Source organism: Rhizobium leguminosarum (genome assembly GCF_004123835.1).
In the GTDB taxonomy this organism is placed as follows: domain Bacteria; phylum Pseudomonadota; class Alphaproteobacteria; order Rhizobiales; family Rhizobiaceae; genus Rhizobium; species Rhizobium leguminosarum_M.
Window position 1 is genome coordinate 564,681 of the sequence record NZ_MZMU01000003.1, and the last position, 17,308, is coordinate 581,988.

Here is a 17,308-nt window from a genome sequence, read left to right on the forward strand (position 1 = left end):
CCGCACTTTATAATGCAATGCAGCATGTTATAAAGACGCTATTGGGGAGGAGATTGAATGCGCGATAACAGACCACTTTGGGTGCCGTCGGAGGATGCCGTTGCAAAAAGCCCGATCCATGCCTTCATGGAGCGCTGCAATGCCGATTTCGGGCTTTCTCTTTCGGGCTTTGAGGATCTGCATGCATGGTCGGTGGCCGAGCGGGAGAATTTCTGGTCGACCGTCTGGGATTTCTGCGGCGTCAAGGGAGAGCGTGGCGCCAAGGTGCTTGCCAATGGCGACCGCATGCTGGAAGCCCGCTTCTTTCCCGATGCGACGCTGAACTTCGCCGAAAACCTGCTGCCCCGCCGCGGTGAGGGCGACGCCATCATCTTCCGCGGCGAGGACAAGGCCGAGGACCGCTGGTCGTGGGACCGGCTGCACGTGCTGGTCTCGAAGCTGCAGCAGGCCTTTGCAGCACTCGGCATCGGCAAGGGCGACCGCATCGCCGCTATGATGCCGAACATGCCGGAGACCGTCGCGGCCATGCTCGCCGCCGCCTCGATCGGCGCCATCTGGTCGTCCTGTTCGCCTGATTTCGGCGAGCAGGGTGTGCTCGACCGCTTCGGCCAGATCGAGCCAAGGCTGTTCATCGCCTGTGATGCCTATTGGTATTCCGGCAAGCTGCAGGAAGTCGGCGCCAAGGTCGCCACGGTTGCAAAAAGCCTGGGTGTCCCGACGGTCATCGTCCATTACGCCGGCGATGCGGAGGCCGTGGCGCGCCAGACGCCGGGGGCTTTAACGCTCGAGGCCTTTGTCGCGCCCTATGAGGCAAGGGAGGTCGAGTTCACCCGGCTTGGTTTTTCGCACCCGCTCTACATCCTCTTTTCGTCGGGCACGACAGGCGTGCCGAAATGCATCGTGCATTCGGCCGGCGGAACGCTGCTGCAGCACCTCAAGGAGCAGCGGCTGCATTGCGGCCTGCAGGCGGGCGAGAAGCTGTTCTATTTCACCACCTGTGGCTGGATGATGTGGAACTGGCTGGTCAGCGGTCTTGCCAGCGGCGCAACGCTCTGCCTGTTCGACGGTTCGCCCTTCGCCCCCGATGGCAACGTGCTGTTCGACTATGCCGAGGCGGAAAAATTCGCCATCTTCGGCACCTCGGCGAAATATATCGACGCGGTGCGCAAGGGTGGGCTGACGCCGCGCGTCAGCCACGATCTCTCCAGCCTGCGGCTGATGACCTCCACCGGCTCGCCGCTGTCGCCGGAAGGGTTCACCTTCGTCTATGAGGGTATCAAGGAAGACGTACAGCTCGCCTCGATCTCAGGCGGCACCGATATCGTCTCCTGCTTCGTGCTCGGTAATCCGCTGCAGCCGGTCTGGCGCGGCGAGATCCAGGGACCTGGCCTCGGCCTTGCGGTCGACGTCTGGAACGATGACGGCAAGCCGGTGCGCGGGGAGAAGGGTGAACTGGTTTGCACCAAGGCCTTCCCCTCGATGCCGGTGATGTTCTGGAACGACCCCGATGGCGCCAAATATCGCGCCGCCTATTTCGACCGGTTCGACAATGTCTGGTGCCACGGCGATTTCGCCGAATGGACGGAGCATGGCGGTTTGATCATCCACGGCCGCTCGGATGCGACGCTCAATCCTGGTGGTGTGCGCATCGGCACGGCCGAGATTTACAATCAGGTGGAGCAGATGGAGGAGGTGGCCGAGGCGCTGTGCATCGGCCAGGACTGGGACGACGACGTGCGCGTCATCCTCTTCGTCCGCCTTGCCCCCGCCGTGACGTTGACCGAGGATCTCGTCAAGGCGATCAAGGCCCGCATCCGCACCGGCGCCTCGCCGCGGCACGTGCCGGCGAAGATCATCGCGGTTGCCGATATTCCCCGCACCAAATCCGGCAAGATCGTCGAGCTTGCCGTGCGCGAGGTCGTTCACGGCCGGCCGGTGAAGAACCAGGAAGCGCTTGCCAATCCAGAGGCTCTAAGACTCTTCGCCGGGCTAAGCGAGCTGAAGGATTGATAGTACTCTTAAGCTAGAAGCTTTCACCATCTATCAATCTTCTGTCATGGAAACCTTTCGTTAAGAAAGGTTTGTCAAATGTAAAGCTAACTTGGGGCCGTACATGAACGAGGCGGCTGGAGCCTTCGGGCTTACAACATGACGTTGATCGACTGAGCTCTTGTTGAACAGCACCAAATTCCAAGGCAGCCTCATGGCTGCCTTTTCTTTATCAACCGGCCAGCACCCGCTGCGACGGGAAGGTGATCTCGACGAGCGTGCCCTCGTTCGGCGCCGAATTGATCGAGAAGGTCGCCCGGTTGGCATCGACCATCGCCTTGGTCAACGGCAGGCCGAGGCCGGTGCCGTCGCCGCGGTGGCGCGACTGCGTCGAGGAGACCTGCCGGAACGGCTTCATCGCCTGGTCGAGCTCGCTGCGCGTCATGCCGATGCCGGTATCGCGGACCCTGAGGACAACGCTGCCATTGGCTTCATAGGACGTGGAAACCACGATCTGCCCGCCTGACGGGGTGAAGCGGATGGCGTTCGACAGGATGTTGAGCGCGATCTGCTTGATCGAGCGCAGATCCGCCACGACCTCCGGCACTGCATGCGACAGCGCCGTGCGGATGATGACGCGCTGGCCGTTCGCCTGCGGCTGTACCAGAGCCACGGCCTCGGAGACCGCCTCATTGAGGCCGACGGCGGCAAAATCGAGATCCATCTCGCCCGCCTCGATCTTCGAAATGTCGAGCAGGTCGTTGACGATATCGAGGACATGCCGGCCGGAGCGGCCGATGTCGTTGGCATATTCGATATAACGGGGATGGCCGATCGGTCCGAAGCGTTCGCCGGCCATCATGTCGGAAAAGCCGATGATGGCGTTGAGCGGCGTGCGAATCTCGTGGCTGACGCGGGCGAGGAAATCGGTCTTGTGGGCGTTGGCGGTTTCGGCCGCACCCTTGGCGTTGCGTAGCTCGTCCTCGGTGCGCTTCCACTGGGTGATATCGCGGATAACGGCGCAATAGCCGTTGGAGGAGGTGAGCTGGCCCATCGTCATGAACAGCGGCACGAAGCCGCCGGCGGCCTCGCGGCCGATCACTTCGCGCCCGTCGTTCAACACGCTTGCCACGCCATGGCCGGAGAGGCCATTCAGATAGTCGATGACTGCCTTCTGGCTCTCATGGGCAAACAGCATGACGAAGGGTTTGCCGCGCGTCTCCTGTTCGTCGTAATTGAAAAGCGCGCTGGCCGAACGGTTCATCGAGCGGATGTCGCCCTCCGTGCCGATGACGACGACGCCGTCGGTCGCCGTTTCCAGGATCGAGCGCAATTCTTCCACTTCGACCTGGAGTTTAGCGACCTTCTCGACCATCCGCTCGGGGCGGCCTTCGGAACGGCCCTCGGACCGGTTTGCGTCGCTGCGGCCATCTTCCTTGCCTTCCACCGGCATCAGCGCCAGCATCAGGGCGTTGGCGTCTTCCCAGCGCACCGATTGCAGCCGCGCGGTCACCGGCGCCAGCGTATCATCGGCCTTGACGAGCATCATGGTGCCGGAGCCGGCGGCCTTCTCCTCGAGTTCGCGGCGCTGAAGCAGGGCTTCGATGCCGCCCACTTCGCGCAATGCCCCGAGCGTGCCGTAGCCCGTCAACCGCATGAATTCCGGATTGGCATGGATCAGCGCATCGCCGATATGGATGAGCACGGCAACAGGCAATTGGTCGACCGTTCCCACCGAAAGCCCGTCCGTCATCTTGATGCGCGGCGGGATGAAGCTGGTGAGAACCTCGATCTGGCTGGCCGTCTCCTCAAGCCCTTCCGTTGCCTCGTCCTCGGCGATGACAATCGGTTCTTCAGCGGCACCGTCGTCTTCGTGCTCTGCCTCGACGGCATTCTCGAAGATCGCCTGCTGCGGCGCGATTTCCTCGGGCGACGGTATATCAGCCTTGTCGGCGGGAGTTTCGGCCTCGAACTCTTCGGGTCCGGAGGCCTCTTCGAAGCCGGCCGTTTCCGTGACGGCGGGTTCAGCCGCCGCCGCGGCGCTGGGTTCCATCGGCGCCGGGGCGACAGGCTCTTCCTTACGCGTGCCGAAGGCTTCGAGCCGCTTGGCGATCTCGCGGAAATTGGCCTGTTCGGCAGCCGTCAGTCCGGCGCCGCTGTTGTGGAGCTGAACGATCTTGTCGGAGAAACGGCGATTGGGCGTTTCCGAAATCCGAAGCGCCGGCGGCTCGTCCGAAACATCCGCTGCCGGCTCGGCGGCAGGTGCTTCGTCGGCGCCGACCGCCTGTTCTTCTACGGCACTCTCCGGCGCTGATGTCTCCACGATCGCCTCTTCGGCAGTGATCTCTTCCGATCCTGTCTCTTCGGTCTCCGGCTCGGCTGCCGTAAACGCTTGGTCGTCGATCTCTTCCGCTGCGATGGTTTCGGCCGAGACCTCTTGGGGGGCGGCTTCCGCTTCATCTGCCACTTCGGCGACGGGCTCTGCCACCGGGCCGAGGCTCGCTGCATCATGGCCGATACCATCAGGGCCGAGTGTCAGGCCGAGCGCCAGCGGATCTTCCTGCGCATCCGAAAGCCTAACGACGCCAAAACCGCGGAAACCATCGAAGTCGCGGTTGCGGGTATAGGTCGGCAACGCCGCCAGATCGACCGGAACGACGAGACTGGTGCCTTCAACCGGCCAGAGGATCGTCTTGCCCGACCATGTGTCGCGGCGGGCGAGCGCCTCGGAAAGCTTGCCGTCGGGATCGAGATTGAAGAGGGCGGCGACATCGCCGAAGGCAGAGCCGATGATGTCGGACGCATGCGGTCCGACGGCCTCGGCAAATTCGTGGCTGACCTCGTTGAACCGGCCTTCGGCGTCGATCTTCCAGACGAAGCGCGTGGCGCGGCTGTTCGGCCTGAAGACGAAGCCGGGCTCCGCCGCAAGCTGAGGGGCAGGGGGCACGTCGGGGATTACGGGCGTTGCGATGACGGGCTCTTCATGGACCGCTTCCGGTGCGTCTTCGATGGGCGTTTCGCTGGCTTCGGCAGGCGGTTCCGCCATCGCCGCCGTTTCCACCGTCTCCGCAATGGAGGTCACATCGTTCTCGATGACCGCGTCGGGCTCGGTGGCTTCATCCGCGCTGCGATCGATCATGTCGCCGTCGCTCTCCGGCTCCGCATTCGCGGCAGGATAAAGCCCATCGTCAACCGCCTCGTCTGCGGATGCTACCGCTGTCTCGGCCGGCTGTTCGTTTTCGCCGGCGATCTCCTCGAGCGTCTCCTCGACCTCTTCGATCCCCGAGACCGCGTCGATGATCTCGGTGAAGCCTGCGGCGGCGACAGGTTCGTCTTGATGCACTTCGGCCGGCGGCGCGCCTTCTTCCTGTGCGGGCGCATCGATTGAATCGAGCGCGGGCGCATCGATCGCGTCGAGATGACCGATCGCAGTCTCCACGGCAAAGAGCAGATTGAGCGCCGGATCGTCGCTGAGCTTGCCGACCGCGGCCGGAAGATTGCCTCTGCCGGTGGCGACAGGTCGCTTCACCAACCGGTCGGGATGCGCGCCGGCAAGGTTGATCAAGGTCTTTGCGGTCTGCTCGGAGATTCCGAGCGAGGCAAAGCCCGGGGAAGCGGCGATGACCTCGCCATTGGCGCCGATCACCGCCATATGCGTATCGGGATCATCAAGTCCCTGCAGCATCTGGGTCGCCGATGCGCCGGCTGCGAGCGGCTTTGCTGAGACCGGTACCGAAAACAGGATGGCCTTTTCGCCCTGGGAAAGCCGGATCAGTTCGGCAGCCGCCTGTACCTGCGCACGCTGAAAGCCCTTGGCAACGCGGATCATCAGGCTGCGGCTGTCGCCGATATCGGTGAGCTGGCGCGCGGCCGTTTCCAGCTGGCGGAAGGTGATGTCGGCGCGGTCGAACCCCTGATCGAGCAGGTCATAGACTGCCGAATGGCCGAAAAGCTCCGCACCCGCACCGTTCGCCCAGAGCAGACGGGCAAGATCGGCCGAAAACAGCACCATGGCCTCGCCGCGTGAAAAGCGTTCCCGCACCCGTGCATGCACGGCGATATCGATGAACGGATATTGGACTGCGGGCATGTTCGAACCTTGTCGCTGTCGGTCTTCTTAATTAACGGCTTATTAATAACTGCGGGGCGCATGCCGGTCCAGAAGAGGAGGGGGTTTTCGGCCGGAAAGGTTAACGTCTTGTGCACTGCACAATAATTGTTGCAATGCACAATGAAATGTCTTATATAAGCATCATCCCAACTATCGCAGGCAGCGGCTGCCTCAACCTAAAGGATGCGACCTATGGCTACCATAAAGACCGACGACGTTTTTTCAATTGCTTCTTTCGACCCGTCCAAGTTCACGGAATCCTTCCGTGAATTCGCCGAAAAGGGCGCTCAGCAGTCGAAGGATGCCTATGCCAAGCTGAAGACCGCTGGCGAGGAAGCCGGCAAGACGCTCGAAGCCACCGTCCAGACGGCTCAGGCCGGCAGCGTCGAGATCGGCCTGAAGGCGATCGACATCCTGCGCATCAACTCCGAGAACTCGCTGTCGCACTTCGAAGCGCTGCTCGGCGTCAAGTCCCCGGCCGAATTCTTCGAGCTGCAGACCTCGTTCATCCGCAAGCAGGCCGAACTCACCGTCGAGCAGGCGAAGTCGATCCAGGAAACCACCAAGCAGGTGGCCGAGAAGCTTGCAAAGCCCTCCAAGGACGCCGCCGAAAAGGCCATGGCTTCCTTCAAGGTTGCCTGATCGGTCTTTACCGATCGGAGATAAAAGGCTGGACCTCGCGTCCAGCCTTTTTGTATATTGACGAGGAATGGGGCTTGAATTCATCGCCAAGTCCTCGTATGTGACCCCCGTCGCGCCAAGCGCGATTTATGCGGTTGTAGCTCAGTTGGTTAGAGCGCAGGTTTGTGGCACCTGAGGTCGGAGGTTCGAGACCCCCCAACCGTACCATCTCCCCCACGTCAGAATGAAAACCCGGTTCCCATCGTTTCGATGGAACCCATGCTGCACCGGGTCGTTCTCCATGTTAACGGGAGAATACGCATGTCGAAAACCCTTCTCTATGGTGCGACGAAGATTGACGAGACCAACAGCGCTTATGCGCCGGTCGAAAGCCTCGCCGCGTTCCAGTGGAAGAACCGCGTCTTCGTTGTTTTCGCCGACAGGGATAATTCCCGCGCCGCCCGGCAGGAAAATCACCTGCTGGCCGATCGCTCGGCCCTCGATGAGCGTGACTTGGTCGTGCTCAAGGTTTCCGGCGCCGGCGTTCGACCGCTCTTCGGTGCGGCTGACGGTCTCGATGGCGAAGCGATCCGCCGCGATCTCGAGGCGCCGGAGGTGGGCGAATTCGCGGCCTTCCTTCTCGGCAAGGACGGCACTGTCAAGCTCAAGGCCAGCGAGCCGATTACTGATGGCGAGCTCTTCGCCATCATCGACAGCATGCCGATGCGTGCTGCCGAATCGCTGAAGCCGGACAAATAGCCCCGAACGTCGCGTAAACTGAAATCATGAAAGGGAGGCGGTCATGTCCGTGCCCAACGAACCCATTCCCGATCAGCCGCCGATGCCCGGGCCCGGCTGGAAGCCGGTGCCTCCGATCAAGGAACCGGAGCCGGACAGGCTGCCCGACGAGGCGCCCGTTCCAAATCCCGACGAGAACGACGAGCCGGCAAAACACGTCTGCAGGGCTTAGACCTGTCCTAAAGGAAAATATGCCGCTCGGCGCTGACGAGTTCCTGGAGGAAATCGGCAACGCTTCTGACGCGTAGCAGGTCGCGCGCGGTTTCGTGATAGGTCGTCCAGTAGGCGCGCCGGATCGAAACCTCCGGCAGAATGCGCTGGAGTTCCGGATACTGCCTGGCGATATAATCGTGCAGGATGCCGATGCCGGCGCCTGTTCGTACCGCCTCCGTCTGTCCGATCGCCGTCGAAATCTCGAAGCCTGCATCCCAGCTTCGCATGACTGCGCCGGAAAAATTCAGCGACGCGGTGAAGATCAGGTCTTCGACATAGCCGATGCGGCGATGCGCCTTGAGCGCGTCGATATCGGCAGGTGCTCCCTGTGACGCCAGATAATTTCGCGAGGCATAAAGGCCGAGCGTGTAATCCGTCAACTTCGAGGAAACGAGCCGCCCTTGCTCCGGCCGCTCCAGCGTGATGGCGATATCCGCCTCGCGCTGCGACAGCGAGAAAGAGCGCGGCACCGGTACGAGCTGGATCTTCAGTTCCGGATGGCGCTCGATCAACCTGCCCATGCGCGGCGCAAGAAAGGAAACGCCGAAGCCGTCGGGCGCGCCGACACGCACGGTTCCGGCGATTGCCGTATCGGTGTGGCCGAGGCTGGCCTGTACTGCGAGCATTTCCGTTTCCATCCGCTCTGCGGATGCCAGGAACACTTCGCCTTCGGCCGTCAGTTCGCAGCCATTCGTGCGGCGGATGAAAAGCCGCGTCTTCAGCGCCTCTTCCAGCGAAGTCAGTCGACGCGAGAGCGTGGCGTGATTGAGCCCCAGCCGCTTCGAGGCGGCAAGGATCTGTCCGGTGCGGGCGACGGCGAGGAAAATCCGAACATCGTCCCAGTTCATCGCTTGGCACGCATTGCGATCGGATCGACCTCGATAAGCGTCAGCGATGTGACCATGTGCGCCGTCTGGTTTTTGTACTTAAGGAAATGCGGTGTCCGCAGATGGGCCTCGTATGCTTCCTGGTCGGCGTAGACTTCAAGGATGCGAATCCGGTTTGGGTTGCCCCTGATGGAGACAGCGCTCAGGGAAAGGACGCCGTCTTCCAGGGCGACGGATGCTTCGATTTCTTCCGCAAGCAATGCGCGATAGGTTTCAAGCGTGTCCGGATCGATCTCCAGCTCCGCCATTCTGACGACGGGTTTCCGGCTCATCGGTTTGACCTCCCCAGGGTTTGACTTGTCGGCGTTTGACTTGTTGGCGTGCCGTGCCAAGTTTGGAAGCAGCGGCAGCGCCTGATGCAACGATAGAGCTATAATTTGCGCACAACGGTTGCTTATATCAGCGCATTGATTTGTGCAAATTGAAGTGCGATTGTCGGCCACCCAAAAACAGGAGGAACACCCATGCGTGAGATCGGTCATTTCATCGGCGGCAAGCAGGTTGCCGGCACCAGCGGCCGCGTCAGCAACGTCTACAATCCGGCAACCGGCGAAGTGCAGGCGACCGTCGCACTTGCAAGCGTCGAGGAATTGCGCGCCGCGGTCGAAAACGCCAAGGTTGCGCAGCCGAAATGGGCCGCCACCAATCCGCAGCGTCGCGCCCGCGTCTTCTTCAAATTCGTCGAACTCCTGAACAAGCATATGGACGAGCTTGCCGAAATCCTCTCCAAGGAACACGGCAAGACGATCGAGGATGCCAAGGGCGACGTCATTCGCGGCCTCGAAGTCTGCGAATTCGTCTGCGGCATTCCCCATCTCGCCAAGGGCGAGTTCACCGAGGGCGCCGGGCCTGCGATCGACATGTATTCGATCCGCCAGCCGGTCGGCATCGGCGCCGGCATTACCCCCTTCAATTTCCCGGGTATGATCCCGATGTGGATGTTTGCGCCGGCGATCGCCTGCGGCAACGCCTTTATCCTCAAGCCCTCCGAGCGCGATCCCTCCCTGCCGATCCGTCTCGCCGAACTGATGATCGAGGCCGGCCTGCCGGCCGGCATCCTCAACGTCGTCAATGGCGACAAGGGTGCCGTCGACGCGATCCTCACCGATCCCGATATCGGCGCCGTCTCCTTCGTCGGCTCGACGCCGATCGCCCGCTACGTCTATGGCACCGCGGCGATGAACGGCAAACGCGCCCAGTGCTTCGGCGGCGCCAAGAACCACATGATCATCATGCCGGATGCTGACCTGGATCAGGCCGTCAACGCGCTGATGGGCGCAGGCTACGGTTCGGCTGGCGAGCGCTGCATGGCAATCTCGGTTGCCGTTCCGGTCGGCGAGGAGACCGCCAACCGCCTCGTCGAAAAGCTGACGCCGAAGATCGAATCCCTGCGCATCGGCCCCTATACCGACGACAAAGCCGACATGGGCCCGCTCGTCACCAAGGAAGCCTATACCCGTGTTCGCGGCTTGATCGACCGCGGCATCGAGGAAGGCGCAAAGCTCGTCGTCGACGGCCGCGATTTCAAACTCCAGGGCTATGAAGACGGCTATTTCGTCGGCGGCTGCCTGTTCGATCATGTGACGCCTGAGATGGATATCTACAAGACCGAGATTTTCGGACCTGTCCTCTCCGTCGTTCGTGCCAACAACTATGAGGAAGCGCTGTCGTTGCCGATGAAGCACGAATACGGCAACGGTGTTGCGATCTACACCCGCGATGGCGATGCCGCCCGCGATTTTGCCTCGCGCATCAATATCGGCATGATCGGCATCAACGTTCCGATCCCGGTTCCGCTCGCCTACCACTCCTTCGGCGGCTGGAAGGCCTCGAGCTTCGGCGACCTCAACCAGCATGGCACGGATTCGATCAAGTTCTGGACGAAGACCAAGACCGTCACCGCCCGCTGGCCCTCGGGCATCAAGAGCGGCGCAGAATTCGTCATGCCGACGATGAAGTGATCGTCACGACATTCCAATCTGCAATCTGTAATTCGGGGGCCTTTTGGCTCCCGAATTTTTTCTCGTCATGCTAATTGCCGGCGATATCGGCCCGGCGTCGAGGATGTCCGGAGACAAGGGCGCGGTCTGCTCACCATCTGCTTTTCCCCAGTGCCGAGGTCAAACTGGTGCGCAAAGGCACGCCCGAGCGCAAGCAGGCGATCCTCGATGACGTCGAGATCCTGAGGCGGGATTGACGTCGCGGCAAATGGCCTCATAAGCTGAATGCGAATTTCATATTTTGGAATTGTTCAAAACTAGCAAACCGCCTATATAGGTCTGAACAGACGAGTCAGGAGAATGGCATGCGGTTGACGAAGCAGACCAACTATGCGGTTCGCATGTTGATGTATTGTGCTGCCAACGACGGACACTTGAGCCGGATTCCGGAAATCGCCAAGGCCTATGGCGTTTCCGAGCTCTTTCTTTTCAAGATCCTCCAGCCGCTCAACAAGGCGGGTCTGGTCGAAACGGTGCGCGGTCGCAACGGCGGCGTGCGCTTGGGCAAGCCGGCCGCCGACATTAGCCTTTTCGACGTCGTTCGGGTGACGGAAGATAGCTTCGCCATGGCCGAATGCTTCGAGGACGACGGTGAGGTCGAATGCCCGCTGGTCGACAGCTGCGGTTTGAATTCGGCGCTGCGCAAGGCGCTCAACGCTTTCTTTGCCGTGCTTTCGGAATACTCGATTGACGATCTCGTCAAGGCGCGTCCGCAGATCAATTTCCTTCTCGGAATCACCGGAGAGCCGGCCTATCGCAAACCCGCGATCGTTGCCCCGGCCGCCTGATCAAAAGACCAGGACAAACTTCTGAACCGCGGTTGCCCCGGCAACCGCGGTTTTTGTTTTTGCGGGCATCTCACATAGCCTCCGGAACCGGGAAATGCCGGCTGCGTGTCGCGATGGGCGCGTTTTTATACCAAATGCGACAAAATTTCGGTCTTTTTTGTGCGAATATTTCCGAATGAGGCTGATTTTTGACGGAAAATTTCTAAAATTGTCCAGCTGGAAAAATTTTCTGCGTAGCCCGTTGCTTTCAGTAAATAAATATCGTTCCATCGAGCGTCGACCGAGATGGCAATCTACGGTCTCCAAACATCAAAAAAGAACAACCGGGAAACAATATTATGAAAAAGATCTCTGTCCTGCTGGCAGCGACGGCCTTGATTTCCGTCATGGCGACGTCGGCCTGGTCCAAGACCCTTGTTTATTGCTCCGAGGGCTCGCCGGAAGGCTTCGACCCCAGCCTCTATACGGCAGGCACGACCTTCGACGCGTCGTCGCGCACGGTCTATAGCCGTCTCGTCGAATTCAAGCATGGCGGGACCGAGATCGAGCCGGGCCTGGCCGACAGCTGGAGCGTTTCGGCCGACGGCAAGGAGTATACCTTCAAGCTGCATCCGGGCGTCAAGTACCAGACCACCGACTTCTTCACGCCGACGCGCGATCTCAACGCCGACGACATCATCTTCTCGTTCGAGCGTCAGCTCAAGGCTGACAATCCGTGGAACAAGTATGTCGAGGGCGGCTCTTACGAATACGCCGCCGGCATGGGCTTCCCGGAGCTGATCAAGTCGATCGAGAAGGTCGATGACCTCACCGTCAAGTTCACGCTCAACCATCCCGAAGCGCCGTTCCTCGCCGACCTCGCCATGGACTTCGCCTCGATCGTCTCCAAGGAATATGCCGACAAGCTCGCCGCCGACGGCAAGATGGCGCAGCTCAACCAGCAGCCGCTCGGCACCGGCCCGTTCACCTTCGTCGCCTACCAGCCGGATGCCGTCATCCGCTACAAGGCGAACGAAACCTATTTCAAGGGCAAGGAAAAGATCGACGATCTGGTTTTCGCGATCACCTCTGACGCTGCCGTCCGCGCGCAGAAGCTGAAGGCCGGCGAATGCCACCTCATTCCTTATCCGAATGCGGCTGACGTCGCCGAACTCAAGAAGGACGAGAACCTGACCGTGCTCGAGCAGGCCGGCCTGAACGTTTCGTATCTCGCTTACAACACCTTGATTGCTCCCTTCGACAAGGCCGAAGTCCGCAAGGCGCTGAACATGGCGATCAACAAGCAGGCGATCGTCGACGCCGTCTTCCAGGGTGCTGCGGCCGTTGCCAAGAACCCGATCCCGCCGACGATGTGGTCCTATAACGATGCCGTCGTAGACGACAAGTACGATCCCGATGCGTCGAAGAAGATGCTGGCAGATGCCGGCGTCAAGGATCTTAAGATGAAGATCTGGGCGATGCCGGTTTCGCGTCCGTACATGTTGAACGCGCGCCGCGCCGCAGAACTGATGCAGGCCGACTTGGCCAAGGTCGGCGTCGATGCGGAAATCGTCACCCATGAATGGGCTGAATATCTGAAGCTCTCGTCCGACAAGAATCGCGACGGTGCCGTCATCCTCGGCTGGACCGGCGACAACGGCGACCCTGACAACTTCATGGATACGTTGCTTGGCTGCGACGCTGTCGGCGGCAACAACCGCGCTCAGTGGTGCAACAAGGAATTCGACGATCTGATGACGAAGGCCAAGCAGACGGCCGACGTCGCCGAGCGCACGAAGGCCTATGAACAGGCTCAGCTGATCTTCAAGAAGGAAGCTCCCTGGAATACGATTAACCACTCATTGGTCTTCGTTCCGATGAGCAAGAAGGTCTCGGGCTTCTTCATGGACCCGCTCGGAATTCACCGCTTCGACGGTGTGGACATTTCCGAATAATAAAAAATCTGTAAACTGCCCGGTCAACGCCGGGTGCGGCCGGCGGTCAGGTTCCCCTGACCGCCGGAAACTATTGGAAAACCTGCTATGTTGCGTTTTTTCATCGGCCGCCTCGCGGTGCTGATCCCGACATTCCTTGGCGTTTCGCTGATAGCCTTCTCGTTCATCCGCATGATCCCCGGCGACCCCGTCATGCTTTTGTCGGGTGAACGTGTGATGGCGCCGGAACGTCACGCCCAGATCATGCATGATCTCGGCTTCGACCGGCCCATATATGTGCAGTATTTCGATTATCTCGGAAAAGTGCTGCAAGGCGATCTCGGCACCTCGATCGTCACCAAACGGCCCGTTCTCGGCGAGTTCTTCACATTGTTCCCGGCAACGCTGGAGCTTTCGCTCTGTGCCATCATTATCGCCGTCTGTCTTGGCGTGCCCGCCGGCGTCTTTGCGGCCGTCAAGCGAGGCACGTGGTTCGATCAGAGCGTGATGGGTGTTGCCCTCATCGGTTATTCCATGCCGATTTTCTGGTGGGGTCTGCTGCTCATCATCTTCTTCTCCGGCTATCTCGGCTGGACGCCCGTTTCCGGCCGCATCTCGCTGATGTATTTCTTCAAGCCGGTCACCGGATTCATGCTTATAGACAGCCTGCTGTCGGGCCAGAAGGGCGCGTTCGCCTCGGCCGTCAGCTACCTCATTCTGCCGACCATCGTGCTGGCAACCATCCCGCTCGCCGTCATCGCACGCCAGACGCGTTCGGCGATGCTCGAGGTTCTGGGTGAGGACTATGTCCGCACCGCGCGCTCGAAAGGCCTGAAGCCGCTACGCGTCGTCGGCGTGCATGCGCTACGCAACGCAATGATCCCTGTCATCACCACGATCGGTCTGCAGATCGGCGTTCTTCTTGCCGGCGCCATCCTCACCGAGACGATCTTCTCCTGGCCGGGCATCGGCAAATGGATGGTCGATTCGGTCTTCAAGCGCGATTACGCCGTGGTCCAGGGCGGCCTTCTGCTGATCGCCGGCGTCATCATGCTGGTCAATCTGATTGTTGATGTTCTCTACGGCTTCATCAATCCGCGCATTCGTCATTAGGAGCGGTTCATGAGCACCGTCACCATCAAAACCGGCCAGCCATCCGCTGTTGCGGAGTTCTGGCATTATTTCTCCCGCAACAAGGGCGCCGTCATCGGCCTCGTGGTTTTCACCATCATCCTGGTCGTCGCAGTCTTCGCGCCGCTCTTTGCGCCGCATGCGCCAAACGAGCAGAACCGCCAGGTGCTGCTGGCCGTGCCCTTCTGGATGGAGGCGGGCAGCGCCTCCTTCCCGCTCGGAACGGATGCCGTCGGCCGCGATATCCTTTCACGCCTGATCTACGGCGCGCGCTTCTCGCTCTTCATTGGCGTCGTCGTCGTCACGCTTTCGGTCATTTCAGGCGTCCTGATCGGCCTCGTTGCCGGATTTTTCCGCGGCAAGATTGATACGGCAATCATGCGCCTGATGGACATCATCCTGGCCTTCCCGTCGCTGCTGCTGGCTCTCGTTCTGGTGGCCGTGCTGGGACCCGGTCTCACCAATGCGATGATCGCGATTTCGCTGGTCAACCAGCCGCATTTCGTCCGGCTGACGCGCGCCTCGGTCATTTCAGAGCGTGAGAAGGAATATGTCATTGCCTCGCGTGTCGCGGGTGCAGGCACCTTCCGGTTGATGTTCAAGACGATCCTGCCGAACTGTCTTGGACCGCTGATCGTTCAGGCGACGCTCGCCTTCTCGGCAGCGATTCTCGATGCCGCCGCCCTCGGCTTTCTCGGCATGGGCGCCCAGCCGCCGACACCCGAATGGGGAACGATGCTGGCCGAATCCCGTGAGTTCATCTCGCGCGCCTGGTGGGTGGTGACATTCCCGGGTCTTGCCATCCTCATCACCGTTCTCGCCATCAACCTGATGGGCGACGGCCTGCGCGACGCGCTCGATCCCAAACTGAAGAGGTCGTGATGTCACTCCTCGAGATTGAAAATCTGACGGTCGAATTCCAGACCTCTTCCGGTCTCTTCCGCGCCGTCGACGGCGTATCGCTTGCCTGCGACAAGGGCGAGATTCTGTCGGTCGTCGGCGAATCCGGCTCGGGTAAATCCGTTGCCATGCTGGCCCTGATGGGGCTTCTGCCCTGGACGGCGAAGATCACCGCCGACCGGATGCAGTTCGACGGCAAGGACCTGCGCGGCATCTCCGCCCGCCAGCGCCGCAGGATCATCGGCAAGGACATGGCGATGATCTTCCAGGAGCCGATGTCGAGCCTCAATCCGTGCTTCACGGTCGGTTTCCAGCTCGGCGAGACCCTGCGCTTTCATATGGGCCTCAACCGCAAGGAGCGCCGCCAACGCTCTATCGAGCTCTTGAACCTCGTCGGCATTCCGGCTCCGGAAGACCGCCTGTCGAACTTCCCGCATCAGATGTCCGGCGGCATGAGCCAGCGCGTTATGATCGCTATGGCGCTCGCCTGCAATCCGAAGCTCCTGATCGCCGACGAGCCGACGACCGCGCTCGACGTCACGATCCAGGCGCAGATCCTCGATCTGCTCGTTCGCCTGCAGAAGGAGCAGGGCATGGCGCTGGTCCTGATCACCCACGACATGGGAGTCGTTGCCGAAACCGCCGAGCGCGTGCAGGTGCAGTATGCCGGCCAGAAGGTCGAGGAACAGCCGGTAAGGGCACTGTTCCGCGATCCGCATCATCCCTATACCGCAGCTCTGCTCGCAGCCCTCCCCGAACGCGCCAAAGTCGGCCAGCGTCTGCCCTCGATCGCCGGCGTCGTTCCCGGCCAGCACGGCCGCCCGACGGGCTGTCTCTTCGCGCCACGCTGCGGTTATGCCACGGTCGAATGCGATCGTGGCGTCGTGCGCCAGGGCCCGGAGCTCGGCCAGGCGTTGTGCAATTATCCATTGAAGGACGGTAAGCCGCTCGGGCATCCCGGTGTCATCGCCGTTGAAACTGCAGGAGACCTGGTATGACGGGCGCAGTTCTCGAGGGCAGGGATCTCGCCCGTTTCTACACGGTCAACCGCGGTCTCTTCAAAGCCGACGCCACCGTCAAGGCGCTGAACGGCGTCAGCTTCAGCCTGCATTCCGGCAAGACGCTCGCCGTCGTCGGCGAATCCGGCTGCGGCAAGTCGACGCTCGCCCGTCTGGTCACGATGATCGAGGATCCGACGGCCGGCGAATTGCTGATTGACGGCAAGCCGGCGCGTGTCGGCGACCGCAGCTTGCGCAGCCAGGTGCAGATCGTCTTCCAGAACCCCTACGGCTCGCTCAACCCGCGCCAGAAGGTCGGTGCAATTTTGGAAGAGCCGCTGAAGATCAATACCGATCTCGATGCCGCCGCCCGCCGTCGCAAGGTGGAGGAGATGATGGCCCGTGTCGGCCTGCGCCCGGAGCATCACGGCCGCTATCCCCATATGTTCTCCGGCGGTCAGCGCCAGCGCATCGCCATTGCCCGCGCCCTGATGCTGCGGCCGAAAGTGCTGGTGCTCGACGAGCCGGTTTCGGCCCTTGATCTGTCGATCCAGGCGCAGGTGCTGAACTTGCTGATGGACCTGCAGAAGGAGATGGGCCTTGCCTATCTCTTCATCTCGCACGGTCTCTCGGTCGTCCATCACATCGCTGACGAGGTGATGGTCATGTATCTCGGCCGCCCGATCGAAACCGGCCCTGCCGCTGAAGTCTTCGCCCGGCCGCGCCATCCCTATACCGCAGCCTTGCTGTCGGCGACGCCGATCGCCGATCCCGATCGCGAAAAGACCCGCATTCGCCTGCAGGGCGAACTGCCTTCGCCGTTGAAGCCGCCGTCGGGTTGCCACTTCAATCCGCGCTGCTGGAAGGCGCAGGACTATTGTCGCCAGGTTTCACCCGAACTAAGTGGAGAGGGTGCACAACAATATGCCTGTCACTTCCCGCTCGATTGAGCGGGAAGG

At 61.1% G+C, this 17,308-nt stretch carries 14 protein-coding genes and 1 tRNA gene; 12 read left to right on the top strand and 3 right to left on the bottom strand.

Going from position 1 to position 17,308, the window contains the following annotated elements; genetic code table 11:
* The first annotated feature begins 57 nt into the window (after positions 1-57).
* On the top strand, positions 58-2,010 hold the full coding sequence (locus B5P46_RS06510; RefSeq protein WP_129417977.1) for an acetoacetate--CoA ligase: 1,953 nt from the start codon (positions 58-60) through the stop codon (positions 2,008-2,010).
* A gap of 211 nt (positions 2,011-2,221) precedes the next feature.
* Here B5P46_RS06510 and B5P46_RS06515 read toward each other — a convergent pair whose 3' ends face one another.
* Complete coding sequence (locus tag B5P46_RS06515) at positions 2,222-6,079, bottom strand: ATP-binding protein (RefSeq protein WP_129417978.1); 3,858 nt, start codon at positions 6,077-6,079, stop codon at positions 2,222-2,224.
* A 213-nt stretch (positions 6,080-6,292) separates the two neighbouring features.
* Here B5P46_RS06515 and B5P46_RS06520 point away from each other — a divergent pair, with 213 nt between their 5' ends.
* The 4 genes from B5P46_RS06520 (at position 6,293) to B5P46_RS34300 (ending at position 7,691) form a co-directional block, all read left to right on the top strand.
* The gene (locus B5P46_RS06520) at positions 6,293-6,742 is read left to right on the top strand and encodes a phasin (RefSeq protein ID WP_003545621.1); all 450 of its coding nucleotides are present in this window, start codon (positions 6,293-6,295) and stop codon (positions 6,740-6,742) included.
* A 130-nt stretch (positions 6,743-6,872) separates the two neighbouring features.
* Positions 6,873-6,949, top strand: a tRNA-His gene (locus B5P46_RS06525).
* 93 nt (positions 6,950-7,042) lie between these two features.
* Positions 7,043-7,480: a DUF4174 domain-containing protein gene (locus B5P46_RS06530; RefSeq protein ID WP_129417979.1), complete on the top strand. Its 438-nt coding sequence runs from the start codon at positions 7,043-7,045 to the stop codon at positions 7,478-7,480.
* A gap of 43 nt (positions 7,481-7,523) precedes the next feature.
* Entirely contained in the window at positions 7,524-7,691 is a 168-nt protein-coding gene (locus tag B5P46_RS34300) for a hypothetical protein (protein ID WP_164986457.1), read from the top strand.
* A 7-nt stretch (positions 7,692-7,698) separates the two neighbouring features.
* On the opposite strand, the gene B5P46_RS06535 is transcribed toward B5P46_RS34300, so the two are convergent.
* Both B5P46_RS06535 and B5P46_RS06540 read right to left on the bottom strand, forming a co-directional pair.
* Entirely contained in the window at positions 7,699-8,580 is an 882-nt protein-coding gene (locus B5P46_RS06535) for a LysR family transcriptional regulator (RefSeq protein WP_129417980.1), read from the bottom strand.
* Positions 8,577-8,891 (bottom strand): putative quinol monooxygenase, encoded by a 315-nt coding sequence (locus B5P46_RS06540; protein ID WP_129417981.1) that lies wholly within the window; start codon positions 8,889-8,891, stop codon positions 8,577-8,579. The genes B5P46_RS06535 and B5P46_RS06540 overlap by 4 nt, the downstream gene beginning before the upstream one ends.
* 192 nt (positions 8,892-9,083) lie before the next feature.
* Between B5P46_RS06540 and B5P46_RS06545 the strand changes: the two genes are divergently transcribed.
* The 7 genes from B5P46_RS06545 (at position 9,084) to B5P46_RS06580 (ending at position 17,299) form a co-directional block, all read left to right on the top strand.
* Entirely contained in the window at positions 9,084-10,580 is a 1,497-nt protein-coding gene (locus B5P46_RS06545) for a CoA-acylating methylmalonate-semialdehyde dehydrogenase (RefSeq protein ID WP_129417982.1), read from the top strand.
* A gap of 344 nt (positions 10,581-10,924) precedes the next feature.
* Entirely contained in the window at positions 10,925-11,407 is a 483-nt protein-coding gene (gene rirA, locus B5P46_RS06555) for an iron-responsive transcriptional regulator RirA (RefSeq protein WP_018244873.1), read from the top strand.
* A gap of 338 nt (positions 11,408-11,745) precedes the next feature.
* Positions 11,746-13,341 (top strand): ABC transporter substrate-binding protein, encoded by a 1,596-nt coding sequence (locus B5P46_RS06560; RefSeq protein WP_129417983.1) that lies wholly within the window; start codon positions 11,746-11,748, stop codon positions 13,339-13,341.
* Between the two features lie 87 nt (positions 13,342-13,428).
* On the top strand, positions 13,429-14,433 hold the full coding sequence (locus B5P46_RS06565) for an ABC transporter permease subunit (protein WP_003545649.1): 1,005 nt from the start codon (positions 13,429-13,431) through the stop codon (positions 14,431-14,433).
* 9 nt (positions 14,434-14,442) lie between these two features.
* Complete coding sequence (locus B5P46_RS06570; RefSeq protein ID WP_129417984.1) at positions 14,443-15,333, top strand: ABC transporter permease subunit; 891 nt, start codon at positions 14,443-14,445, stop codon at positions 15,331-15,333.
* Complete coding sequence (locus tag B5P46_RS06575) at positions 15,333-16,349, top strand: ABC transporter ATP-binding protein (RefSeq protein WP_025393213.1); 1,017 nt, start codon at positions 15,333-15,335, stop codon at positions 16,347-16,349. The genes B5P46_RS06570 and B5P46_RS06575 overlap by 1 nt, the downstream gene beginning before the upstream one ends.
* Positions 16,346-17,299 carry a peptide ABC transporter ATP-binding protein gene (locus B5P46_RS06580; protein WP_129417985.1) on the top strand — a complete coding sequence of 318 codons (954 nt, stop codon included), beginning with the start codon at positions 16,346-16,348 and terminating at the stop codon, positions 17,297-17,299. The genes B5P46_RS06575 and B5P46_RS06580 overlap by 4 nt, the downstream gene beginning before the upstream one ends.
* Positions 17,300-17,308 lie beyond the last annotated feature (9 nt).

What these genes read in the sequence shown, in the direction of transcription:
- B5P46_RS06510 (WP_129417977.1), top strand. Translation starts at nt 58, where the DNA reads ATGCGCGATAACAGACCACTTTGGGTGCCGTCGGAGGATGCCGTTGCA.
- B5P46_RS06515 (WP_129417978.1), bottom strand. Translation starts at nt 6,079, where the DNA reads ATGCCCGCAGTCCAATATCCGTTCATCGATATCGCCGTGCATGCACGG.
- B5P46_RS06520 (WP_003545621.1), top strand. Translation starts at nt 6,293, where the DNA reads ATGGCTACCATAAAGACCGACGACGTTTTTTCAATTGCTTCTTTCGAC.
- B5P46_RS06530 (WP_129417979.1), top strand. Translation starts at nt 7,043, where the DNA reads ATGTCGAAAACCCTTCTCTATGGTGCGACGAAGATTGACGAGACCAAC.
- B5P46_RS34300 (WP_164986457.1), top strand. Translation starts at nt 7,524, where the DNA reads ATGTCCGTGCCCAACGAACCCATTCCCGATCAGCCGCCGATGCCCGGG.
- B5P46_RS06535 (WP_129417980.1), bottom strand. Translation starts at nt 8,580, where the DNA reads ATGAACTGGGACGATGTTCGGATTTTCCTCGCCGTCGCCCGCACCGGA.
- B5P46_RS06540 (WP_129417981.1), bottom strand. Translation starts at nt 8,891, where the DNA reads ATGAGCCGGAAACCCGTCGTCAGAATGGCGGAGCTGGAGATCGATCCG.
- B5P46_RS06545 (WP_129417982.1), top strand. Translation starts at nt 9,084, where the DNA reads ATGCGTGAGATCGGTCATTTCATCGGCGGCAAGCAGGTTGCCGGCACC.
- rirA (WP_018244873.1), top strand. Translation starts at nt 10,925, where the DNA reads ATGCGGTTGACGAAGCAGACCAACTATGCGGTTCGCATGTTGATGTAT.
- B5P46_RS06560 (WP_129417983.1), top strand. Translation starts at nt 11,746, where the DNA reads ATGAAAAAGATCTCTGTCCTGCTGGCAGCGACGGCCTTGATTTCCGTC.
- B5P46_RS06565 (WP_003545649.1), top strand. Translation starts at nt 13,429, where the DNA reads ATGTTGCGTTTTTTCATCGGCCGCCTCGCGGTGCTGATCCCGACATTC.
- B5P46_RS06570 (WP_129417984.1), top strand. Translation starts at nt 14,443, where the DNA reads ATGAGCACCGTCACCATCAAAACCGGCCAGCCATCCGCTGTTGCGGAG.
- B5P46_RS06575 (WP_025393213.1), top strand. Translation starts at nt 15,333, where the DNA reads ATGTCACTCCTCGAGATTGAAAATCTGACGGTCGAATTCCAGACCTCT.
- B5P46_RS06580 (WP_129417985.1), top strand. Translation starts at nt 16,346, where the DNA reads ATGACGGGCGCAGTTCTCGAGGGCAGGGATCTCGCCCGTTTCTACACG.